Genomic DNA, 9,155 nt, shown 5'->3' with positions numbered 1-9,155 from the left:
GAAAGCCTGGTTGTTCGCCGGGTCCGATCGTGGCGGAGAGCGCGCCGCCGCCATGTATTCCCTGATCGTCACCGCGCGCCTGAACGATGTCGATCCCCAGGCATGGCTCGCCGATGTCCTGGCACGGATCAATGACATTCCCAATCCACGCCTCCATGAACTCCTGCCCTGGCACTGGAAAGCCCACCAGCAGGTCCACAATACCATCGCCGCCTGAATACGCCCGCGTCTCTCGCCGGATGGTTACGTATGGGTTGGCGCTGCTGCCGGAAGGACGACGGCGGGATCTGCTTGAATTATAGGTTCATTGAACCTATAATTCAGCATGAGGCCACGGTGGACAGTCGAAGACCTGTCATTCGAAATAGACGATGACCAGAGCAGTGATCCGATCGCAACCCTGGTTATTCAGGCTCCTGGTGTCGTTCTGATGGTCATGGCTGAATTCAGTGTCGATCGATCCCAAGGATTCATGAAGCTGGCCAAGACTCACATCCACGGTGCAACAGCCAATGGGGTCGGGTTCGCCAATCTGAAAACGATCGCACAGGCCGTTCTGGAAGGAATGGATCTCGATGAAATCATCATTGAAGGCGGAATTCGCACGACTGGGGCCTGTCCAGGCCATATCCCGCGTCCGTTCCGGTTCACGCGCCAGATTCGCCCTGACCCTGACGCGTGAGGGGTGGCCTGATCTCAATTCCATTGCTGCCACGATGGCGCTGTCCAGGCGTGGACTGACGATGCTGGCCGCCAAGAAGACGGTGGAAGACCTCATCAGGCAATCCTCGGAACAGGCGGAAGGGCATGCAATCGTTCTGCTGCCCATGACTGACACGATCGAGGCGGTTATCTCCGACCTTGCAAAGGCTGGGATCAGGGCGATCCATGTTGATCACAAGGCCGATGTGGATGTGGCCCTGATCCGTCGGCGTCTGAAACTCAGTCGCCGACAGTTCGCGCTCTGGTATGGTCTGGAAGAGGAAACCATCAAAGGGTGGGAAAGCGGGGAACGTACGCCGGATACCGCTGCAAAAAGTTATTTGCGCGCTATTTCCAACCGGCCGGAAGCCGTGCGTGAAGCCTACGCCCAGACGGAATAAATTCCGACAGATCCGGCCAGTCTGGATCTTCAGGCCAGTTTCGGCCTGCGTCCACGTTTCTTCTCTGGCAGGCGTGTGACCGGAACTTCAGCTTCCGATACGTCCGAAGGTTCCGGTGTCGCCTTGATGGCCCGCCCCAGTCCGATCTCCTGTGCCAGGACAGAGCGTCGCGCCGCGTAGGCGGGGGCCACCATCGGGTAGCTTTCAGGCAGGCCCCATTTTTCCCGATACTGCTCGGGTGTCATGCCATAGACAGTACGAAGATGGCGCTTGAGCATCTTCATTTTTTTCCCGTCCTCCAGGCAGACAATGTAATCCGGGAATACAGATTTTTTCACGGGCACGGCCGGCACCAGATCCGGTGTTCCGGTCGCCATGCGTCCCATGCCGCCAAGCGCCTGAAACACCGTTGCGATGAGGCCCGGCAGAGTATCCGCCGGAACCGTATTGCTGCTGACATAGGTAGCGACAATCCGGGTCGTAAGCTCCCGCAATGTGTCAGCTTCGGATGATCGTGTCTCGTGGTCAGTCATGGTCACGTCAGCCTGTTGTCCTGTCATGTTCCCGGTCACTGTCGAAGGCATGAAGCCCCGCACGCCTCCAGCGTGTTTTCAGATCGCCTGACGCGGTAGTCCTGCCCTCCCGAAGCTGCCCCGCAATATCCAGGAAGGCTCCGAGCAGGGTAGCGCGGTCATCATTGGTCAGATCGACCAGTCCCGCCTTCTGGACCAGGCCGCCCAGTTCGATCAGATGATGGGTGCGTTCCCGTCGCGCCTTCGCCCAGTCGCGCATGTCGGTGCGTGCCTTTCGTGCCTGATGGCGATGGATCAGGGCCGCCTGCTTCCTGATCCGTCTTTCAAGCGCCAGCAGATCCGTTCTGATCGTTTCCGGTTCCTTTCCGGCCGCCCTTTTTTGCGCCAGCCTGAAAGAACGCCGTCCCCCGTTCGGTCCACCTCGCGACGGCTTCGGGTTTGCCGTCCGCCTGTTCGACAGCTGCAAGCAGTACCCCGGCCAGCGCCTCGATCGACAGGGTGAATTGCCCCGGGTTTTGTGGAGACGTTTTTTATCTGATTTAAGCGGCTAATGCATGTGATTTCTGTTGTGCATAAAAGCGTGCCTCAGCTTCTGCTGGCGGGATGTTTCCAATGGAGGACAGGAGCCGCCGATTATTGAACCAGTCGACCCATTTAAGTGTTGCCAGTTCAACAGCTTCCCTGTTTTTCCATGGCCCCTGCCGATAGATGAGTTCGGTTTTGTAAAGTCCGTTAATGGTCTCTGCCAAGGCGTTATCATAGGAATCCCCAACACTGCCGACAGAAGCAACGAGCCCCGCTTCAGCCAGTCTTTGCGTGTAGCGAATGGACACATATTGACAGCCGCGGTCGGAATGGTGGGTCACTTTTCCCTCAGGCTGCCTCTGGCACAGAGCCTGCTCAAGGGCATCCAGTACGAAGTCGGTATGAGCCGTTGAGGAGACACGCCAACCCACAATAACCCGTGCAAAGACGTCAATGATGAAGGCCACATAAACAAAGCCCTGCCAAGTGGAAACATACGTGAAATCCGAAACCCACAGTCTGTTGGGGGCAGGAGCATGAAACTGGCGCTGCACCAGATCCTGCGGACACGGACGTTGCGGATCAGGCCGTGTGGTTCTGACCCCCTTGCCACGAATGACGCCTTTCAGCCCCATCCGGCGCATCAGCCGCTCTACCGTGCAGCGGGCGACATCCAGGCCTTCACGTCTGAGCTGATGCCAGACCTTGCGCGCTCCATAGACGCAGAAATTATCATTCCACACTCTACGGATGTCATCGCACAGCTCTTTGTCTTTCTGGCTGCGCACACACGGATTTTTCTGTCTCGCCCGATAAGCATAATAGGCAGATGGTGCAATCGACAGAACCCTGCAGATTGACCCGACACCATATGTCTGCCGGTGCTCCTCAATGAAGCGTGTCATGGCTTGAAGATGCGGTCGAGCTCCGCCTGGGCAAAATATGCCGACGCCTTACGCAGGATTTCATTGGCCTGCCGCAATTCGCGGTTCTCTCGCTCCAGTTGCCTGATCTTCTCTCGATCAGGCAGGTCACTCACCGCAGGCGCATTGGCACGTTCATGCAGACGGGTCCATTTTGACAGCGTGTCAGGATGAATATCCAGCTTTGGCGCTATCATCATCACCGCGGACCACCGCGAAGGATGGTTCTTCTCTTCCTCCAGAACCATGCGGGCTGCACGTTCACGAAACTCAGGCGGAAAACGCTTCGATTTGGTGCTCATGAATCCTTCTTACCTCTCGGGTCGTTCCGTCTCCACAAAACCCGGGGCAATTCAGGGTATCGGCTCCCGTCGCCTCGACCAGTTCGCCGAGCTGGATGGTCCGTTGCACCTTGAGCTGCTTCGCCTTTTCCTGAAGCGCCTTCAGTTCCGAATCAATGTCCCGTGGCCTGCGCATTTCCGGTCCCCTGTCCTGCTGGTCTGTGCCATACTCTACCACACAGGCGAGAACCGCGTCACTTATCCAGACAAATCAACCCTTTTGGCGCGGTAAAATGTGAGTGCGCGCTTATACGTCACTTCGTGACGTGCGCTTAAGGGGTGTGATAGGATCGCGTCCATGGCGATCTATCACCTGCATGCGAAGGTCATCAGCCGCGCCACCGGCCGGAGCGCCGTGGCAGCGGCGGCCTATCGCGCAGCGTCCCGCCTGCATGATTTGCGGCTGGATCGCGACCATGACTTTTCCAACAAGAGCGGCGTGGTGCATTCCGAGATCCTGCTGCCCGATGGCGCGCCGAAACGGTTTCTCGACCGTGCGACCCTCTGGAACGAGGTCGAGGCGATCGAGAAGCGCAAGGATGCCCAGCTTGCCCGCGAGGTGGAGTTTTCAATCCCGCGCGAAATGACCCAGGCGCAGGGGATCGCGCTGGCACGGGATTTCGTGCGGGAGCAGTTCGTGGAACGCGGCATGGTGGCTGATCTCAATGTGCATTGGGATATTGGCGAAGACGGACAGGCGAAGCCCCATGCCCATGTGATGCTGTCCACGCGGCGGATCGAAGTCAGAACCGGGGAGGCTGTGCATGGAAGACGAGACGGAATCCCGCATCCTGAACGAGGCGGCAGGGGCGCATACGACATCACGCCGGATCCTGGACCTGATGGAGCAGAAAGGGGACGACGATCCACTCAAGCTCATGATCCGTCTGCTGACAGAGATCCGGGAGACGCAGCGTGGCATCCTGCTGAAGCTCTCGACGCTGGAGAAGCGCTTGCAGCGTCTGGAAGAACAGCGCGACTGATCGCGGCGGCACGGCTGCGGCATGAAGGTCTGGGGCTGGCGCAGAATCAGCCTTCCATCGGGTTCGGTGCGAAAGAGCGTTCGTGGAATGACAAGGACCTGCTGCTGACATGGCGGGAGCGGTGGGCGTCGCTCGCCAATGAACGGCTGGCCGAACTGGACCTGGATGTGCGGATCGACCATCGGTCGTTTGCCGAACAGGGGATCGACCTTGAGCCGCAGAACAAGATCGGTCCGGCCGGGATGCGCCGGGAAGAACGGGGCGAGGATGCTGAACGGGTTGCCGACCATCTGGAGATCGCGCGGCGTAATGGCGAAAGGTTGCTGGCCGAGCCGCATGTGGCGCTGGAGGCGCTGACCCGACAGCAGAGCACATTTACCCGCCAGGATCTGGCGCGGTTCGTGGACCGGCATACGGCAGACGCGGAACAGTTCAGTGCTGTCATGGTTCGGGTGGCGGCGTGTCCGGAGCTGGTCGCCCTCGGGAAAGACGGTTATGGGCGGGAGCGGTTTTCCACACGGGAGATGATCGGGGTCGAGCAGCGTCTGGAAGAGGCGTCGCTCGCGATGGGGCAGTCCCAGGGGCATGCGGTGCCACTGGCGGTGCGTCGGGCGGCGATGGCGCGGGACGGGCTTGGGGACGAGCAGGCGCTGGCGGTGGGCGAGGTCACGAAGTCCCGCGACCTGTCCGTGGTGGTCGGGTATGCCGGGACGGGGAAGAGCACCATGCTGGGTGTCGCCCGCGCGGCATGGGAAAAGGCCGGGTATCGGGTGCGCGGGGCGGCGCTGTCGGGGATCGCGGCGGAAGGTCTGGAAGCGGGGTCCGGGATCGAGAGCCGGACGCTGGCCTCCCTGGAGCGTGCGTGGGCGCGTGGGTTCGACCTGCTGGAGCGCGGGGACGTGCTGGTGGTGGATGAGGCCGGCATGGTGGGGTCACGGCAGATGGAGCGGGTGCTGTCGGTCGCGCGTGGGGCCGGGGCCAAGGTCGTGCTGGTGGGTGATCCCGAGCAGTTGCAGGCGATCGAGGCTGGCGGGGCATTCCGGGCGGTGGCCGAGCGGGTCGGGTCGGTGGAAATCACGACGGTGTACCGGCAGCGTGAAGACTGGCAGCAGGCGGCCACGAAGGAGCTTGCGACCGGGCGGACGGGTGAGGCGTTGGGGCGCTATGAGGCGGCCGGCTTGGTGCGCGGGCATGATACGCTGGAAGAGGCGCGGGCCGGGGTGGTGGCCGGGTGGGATGAAGCCCGGCAGGCTGCCCCCGAAGAAAGCCAGATCATGCTGGCGCACCGGCGTGTCGATGTGCGTGCGCTGAACGAGGCGGCACGCGCCATCCGGCGGGAGGCGGGTGAGCTGGGTGACGACGTGCTGGTGCCGACCGTCCAGGGCGAGCGGGTATTCGCCGACGGGGAGCGGGTCTACTTCCTGCGCAATGACCGGGAGCTGGGGGTGAAGAACGGCACGCTGGGCACGGTGCGGGGCATCACGGGGTCGGTCGAGGCCGGGGATCTCGTGCTGTCGGTGCAGCTCGACGGTCCGGGTGGGACTGGGCGCGGTCGGGTCGTGTCCGTGTCGGTGGCGGATTATGACGCGCTGGATCATGGCTATGCGGCCACCATCCACAAATCACAGGGTGTGACGGTGGACCGGGCGCATGTGCTGGCGACGGGGAGCATGGACCGGCATGGGGCCTATGTGGCGCTGTCGCGCCATCGGGAGAGCGTGTCCGTTCATTGGGGCCGGGATGATTTGGGCGACCGGGACGGGCTGGTGCGGCGGCTGTCGCGCGAGCGGCTGAAGGATACCACGCTGGATTACCCGCAGGTCCGGGATCGGGATGCCGGGTTTGCGCGGCGGCGCGGGCTGCATGTCCCCGAGAGCGAGATCGTGGTGGGGCGTGAGAAAACTACCTCTGGCCCCCGGCAGGACAGGCAGGCCGAAGCTGTCCGCACGCCAGATCTGGCACCGGCGCAGCGGAAGCGTGGGATGTTCGACGGGCTGGACCTGTCCGTGCGGCTTGGTCATCGCACATCGGAAAAAGACGTGTCGGCCGGGATGGATGCCGGGTCCGGCAAGGGGGAAAGTGGGGCTGGGCGTGAGGCTCCCGCCTCTCCCTTTGCCGGGTTGCGGCTGCCGCGTGTGCAGCGCGCGCAGGTGCCGGCCGGGCTGGGCGGGTTCGTGCCGGGTGGTGATCCGCTTCACCAGGCGGTGGAGCAGTATGCGCGGGCGGTGCGGGACATCGGGCGCATGGTGGAGCAGGACCTGCCGGTGCTGGAGCACCAGAAGAAGGCATGGCTTGACGCCAGCACGGCCCTGGAACGGCTACGGCCCGGGGCGGTGATCGCTCTGGAAACCGCTGTGAAGCATGAGCCGGAGATCCGGCAGGCCCTGTACGGGCTGGAAGGGTCGGCACGGGCGCGCAGGCTGGTCGAGGGGCTGGAACACGAGGACAGGGTGCGGCATTCCCCCGAGTTGCGGGCGGCGCGGTTCGTGAAGGCGTGGGACGGGCTGAGCCGTGAGCAGCAGGGGGTGGCGCTCAAGGAATTGAAGCGGGACGCGCAGCTTGAGTCCCTCCTGCGGCGGAAGGGGCACGAACTGGGCGTCCGGAAGGGATCGACGCTCGATCATGGATTGCAGCCGCAGCGCACGCGCTCGCTGTCGCGCTCCAGGGGGCGGGATATGGATATGGGGATCTAAAACACAAGACGTACAAAAAACTGTACGCTATGATGAACTTGGAGGACTGATCATGACCTGTGTTTCCTATACCGACCTGCGTCAGAACCTGGCGCATTATCTGGATGAAGCCGTGAACAGCCGCGCACCGATTGTCGTGACCCGCAAGACCGGGAAAGGCAGTGTCGTGCTGATGTCGGAAGAAGAATTCTCCGGCTGGCAGGAAACCGTGCATCTCCTGAGCAGCCCACGCAACGCGGAGAGGCTGTTGCGGAGCATTCGTGACATCGAGCACGGGGCGGCGACCGAGCGTGATCTTCTGGAGCCGCAGGGTGAGCCGTCGGCGTGAAGGTCATTTTTCATGAAGATGGCTGGGAGGATTATCTTTCCTGGTTCCAGTCAGATCATGCTGTTCTTGGGAAGGTTAATGCCCTGATCGAGGATGTAAGGCGGCATCCGTTTCAGGGGATAGGGAAGCCGGAACCACTGAAGGGGCAGCTTTCCGGGTGGTGGTCCCGGCGGATTACGGGGGAACATCGTCTGGTCTACCGGGTTCAGGGCCGCGCGGGAGAAGATCAGCGGATCGAGGTTGCCCAGTGCCGGTTTCATTACTGAAGGAGAGGCGTCATGAGCGAGACGGATCCGGCAGCCCGTGCGTTTGAGGATCTGTGCGCCGAAATGACGGTGCTCCGGCGCAGCGTGGAAGCGCTGCCTCAGGCATGGCGGGACAACCGACCGCCTGATTACACGCCGGACCTGGCCAGACTGGTCAAGGCCCTGAACGACGTGGGCGCGCGCATGAAGGCGATCGAGGCCAGTCCGACGCTGAAGATGACGCCGCAGGCCTATGGGCAGGGGGTACGTCAGGCGGGGCTTTCCGTCAGTCAGGACATGCAGGCCGCCTTTCATACCGCGATCCGTGCGGTGCAAGTGGAGCGGCAGCAACTGACCGATATTGTTGGACAGGCGCGCACCCGGGACCAGCAGAGCTGGTGGGTGCTGAAGGTCGGGCTGGCCTGCCTGGCTGTCGGGATCGGGTTCTCGCCTATCCTGACCTACCTCCTGCCGTCATCACTGGGGACGCGGGTGGCCTCCTTTATCGTGGGCGGACAGGATCGGTGGGAATCTGGTGCGTTGATGATGGAGGCCGATAATCCCGAAAGCCTGCGGCATATGGTCTGGGCCAACCGGATAGTGGACGCCAGTCAGGACCGGATCGCCGCCTGCCAGAAAACGGCCAACGAGACGAAGGTGGACCAGCCCTGTGTCATGACTATCCGGTCGGGTGGGTTGTAGGACGAACATGGTCCAGACAGCCTTCCTGATCACGACCCATAGACATACTCGGAACCGACATTACGCCTACCCATAAATACCTGGTCTTCATACACCATTGCACCGCTGTTGCAGGTCGCTTCTGGCTGCGCTGTTGGGTAGGTATGAAGTAGGTCTCCTGCTCAGTCAGGTGATGAGGCAAACAGATAAGAGCTAAATTGACATACGGAATCCTTAAAGTTACAAAAATGCAAAGTGCTGCACTTTGCGGCGTAATGAGGCAAACCGTGTCATCAAAGAACCGGATCACAGTCAATCTGTCTGAAGATGAATATGCTGCTTTTGATCAGATTGCTGCTCGTTCAAAGGTATCGAAGGCATGGTTAGGTCGTCATGCGATCAGTTTATTGATTGAGCGTGTAGAAGGGGACGAACAGCAATTGCCCCTTCCCCTGACTGTCTCGAAGCGTAGAGGACGCCAATGAAACTGCGTCATAATATGACCGTCATGGATCTTTTTTGTGGGGCTGGCGGATTGTCGGAAGGCTTCCGGCAGGCGGGTTTCCATGTCTTGGCAGGTCAGGATTATGATGATCGGGCGGGGGAAACCTTCGCGGCAACCCATTCAGAAGCGAAATTCATTGGTGGGCCGATTCAGAATGTTACCGCACAGAAATTGCTGAAGGCTGCGGGCGTAAAGAAGAGGCCATCGTGTGGATGGTACGCTAAACAACGTTTGGCATGAACAATAAAGGAACGATCAGGCGGCACGAGCCTGTTTCGACAGATTGAGCGTCTTG

12 protein-coding genes, 1 pseudogene and 1 other annotated feature are annotated in these 9,155 nt (G+C 61.0%); of the genes and pseudogenes, 8 read left to right on the top strand and 5 right to left on the bottom strand.

What is annotated here, in order from left to right:
* Window positions 1-217: transposase domain-containing protein (locus CFR80_RS15595; protein ID WP_146221676.1), on the top strand; the 217-nt coding region annotated here is incomplete at its 5' end.
* A 358-nt stretch (window positions 218-575) separates the two neighbouring features.
* The gene (locus CFR80_RS15585) at window positions 576-1,103 is read left to right on the top strand and encodes a helix-turn-helix domain-containing protein (protein WP_257997707.1); all 528 of its coding nucleotides are present in this window, start codon (window positions 576-578) and stop codon (window positions 1,101-1,103) included.
* Window positions 1,104-1,132: 29 nt separating this feature from the next.
* Here CFR80_RS15585 and CFR80_RS15580 read toward each other — a convergent pair whose 3' ends face one another.
* From CFR80_RS15580 to traD (CFR80_RS20200), 5 genes and pseudogenes are all read right to left on the bottom strand, one after another.
* Window positions 1,133-1,636 (bottom strand): MucR family transcriptional regulator, encoded by a 504-nt coding sequence (locus CFR80_RS15580; protein ID WP_110507665.1) that lies wholly within the window; start codon window positions 1,634-1,636, stop codon window positions 1,133-1,135.
* A gap of 7 nt (window positions 1,637-1,643) precedes the next feature.
* The gene (locus CFR80_RS15575; protein WP_110507664.1) at window positions 1,644-1,895 is read right to left on the bottom strand and encodes a conjugal transfer protein TraD; all 252 of its coding nucleotides are present in this window, start codon (window positions 1,893-1,895) and stop codon (window positions 1,644-1,646) included.
* 64 nt (window positions 1,896-1,959) lie between these two features.
* A pseudogene (gene traD / locus CFR80_RS15570) lies at window positions 1,960-2,145 on the bottom strand (conjugal transfer protein TraD); the annotation flags it as partial.
* Between the two features lie 30 nt (window positions 2,146-2,175).
* Window positions 2,176-3,386 (bottom strand): IS3 family transposase gene (locus tag CFR80_RS15565; RefSeq protein WP_110507661.1). Its coding sequence is split into 2 segments (ribosomal slippage): window positions 2,176-3,101 and window positions 3,101-3,386, totalling 1,212 coding nucleotides; the frame shifts between segments, so codons are not numbered across the junction.
* Window positions 2,992-3,108 (bottom strand) — a sequence feature (AL1L pseudoknot). It overlaps the preceding gene by 117 nt.
* Window positions 3,355-3,561 (bottom strand): conjugal transfer protein TraD, encoded by a 207-nt coding sequence (traD, locus tag CFR80_RS20200; RefSeq protein WP_373636507.1) that lies wholly within the window; start codon window positions 3,559-3,561, stop codon window positions 3,355-3,357. Before traD (CFR80_RS20200) ends, CFR80_RS15565 begins: the two co-directional genes overlap by 32 nt.
* 162 nt (window positions 3,562-3,723) lie before the next feature.
* On the opposite strand from traD (CFR80_RS20200), the gene traA reads away from it, so the two are divergent.
* The 6 genes from traA to CFR80_RS15530 all read left to right on the top strand — a co-directional run bounded on the left by traA (window position 3,724) and on the right by CFR80_RS15530 (window position 9,100).
* A complete protein-coding gene (traA, locus tag CFR80_RS15555) occupies window positions 3,724-7,101 on the top strand; it encodes a Ti-type conjugative transfer relaxase TraA (protein ID WP_110507660.1) in 3,378 nt (1,125 codons plus the stop codon).
* 52 nt (window positions 7,102-7,153) lie between these two features.
* Complete coding sequence (locus CFR80_RS15550; RefSeq protein WP_110096482.1) at window positions 7,154-7,429, top strand: type II toxin-antitoxin system Phd/YefM family antitoxin; 276 nt, start codon at window positions 7,154-7,156, stop codon at window positions 7,427-7,429.
* The gene (locus CFR80_RS15545) at window positions 7,426-7,695 is read left to right on the top strand and encodes a Txe/YoeB family addiction module toxin (RefSeq protein ID WP_081749560.1); all 270 of its coding nucleotides are present in this window, start codon (window positions 7,426-7,428) and stop codon (window positions 7,693-7,695) included. The genes CFR80_RS15550 and CFR80_RS15545 overlap by 4 nt, the downstream gene beginning before the upstream one ends.
* A gap of 12 nt (window positions 7,696-7,707) precedes the next feature.
* The gene (locus CFR80_RS15540; protein ID WP_110096483.1) at window positions 7,708-8,376 is read left to right on the top strand and encodes a DUF6118 family protein; all 669 of its coding nucleotides are present in this window, start codon (window positions 7,708-7,710) and stop codon (window positions 8,374-8,376) included.
* Between the two features lie 197 nt (window positions 8,377-8,573).
* On the top strand, window positions 8,574-8,840 hold the full coding sequence (locus CFR80_RS15535; protein ID WP_146044254.1) for a ribbon-helix-helix domain-containing protein: 267 nt from the start codon (window positions 8,574-8,576) through the stop codon (window positions 8,838-8,840).
* Window positions 8,837-9,100: a DNA cytosine methyltransferase gene (locus CFR80_RS15530; RefSeq protein WP_220032751.1), complete on the top strand. Its 264-nt coding sequence runs from the start codon at window positions 8,837-8,839 to the stop codon at window positions 9,098-9,100. The genes CFR80_RS15535 and CFR80_RS15530 overlap by 4 nt, the downstream gene beginning before the upstream one ends.
* Window positions 9,101-9,155: the final 55 nt, after the last annotated feature.

It is taken from the genome of Komagataeibacter oboediens (assembly GCF_003207815.1).
Taxonomy (GTDB): Bacteria; Pseudomonadota; Alphaproteobacteria; order Acetobacterales; family Acetobacteraceae; genus Komagataeibacter; species Komagataeibacter oboediens.
This window is presented reverse-complemented; position numbering and strand designations above follow the sequence as displayed.

Bases quoted from the DNA above. Each gene is read 5' to 3' on its own strand.
- traD (WP_373636507.1), bottom strand. From the start codon at position 3,561: ATGCGCAGGCCACGGGACATTGATTCGGAACTGAAGGCGCTTCAGGAA.
- CFR80_RS15585 (WP_257997707.1), top strand. From the start codon at position 576: ATGAAATCATCATTGAAGGCGGAATTCGCACGACTGGGGCCTGTCCAG.
- CFR80_RS15575 (WP_110507664.1), bottom strand. From the start codon at position 1,895: ATGCGCGACTGGGCGAAGGCGCGACGGGAACGCACCCATCATCTGATC.
- traA (WP_110507660.1), top strand. From the start codon at position 3,724: ATGGCGATCTATCACCTGCATGCGAAGGTCATCAGCCGCGCCACCGGC.
- CFR80_RS15580 (WP_110507665.1), bottom strand. From the start codon at position 1,636: ATGACTGACCACGAGACACGATCATCCGAAGCTGACACATTGCGGGAG.
- CFR80_RS15550 (WP_110096482.1), top strand. From the start codon at position 7,154: ATGACCTGTGTTTCCTATACCGACCTGCGTCAGAACCTGGCGCATTAT.
- CFR80_RS15540 (WP_110096483.1), top strand. From the start codon at position 7,708: ATGAGCGAGACGGATCCGGCAGCCCGTGCGTTTGAGGATCTGTGCGCC.
- CFR80_RS15530 (WP_220032751.1), top strand. From the start codon at position 8,837: ATGAAACTGCGTCATAATATGACCGTCATGGATCTTTTTTGTGGGGCT.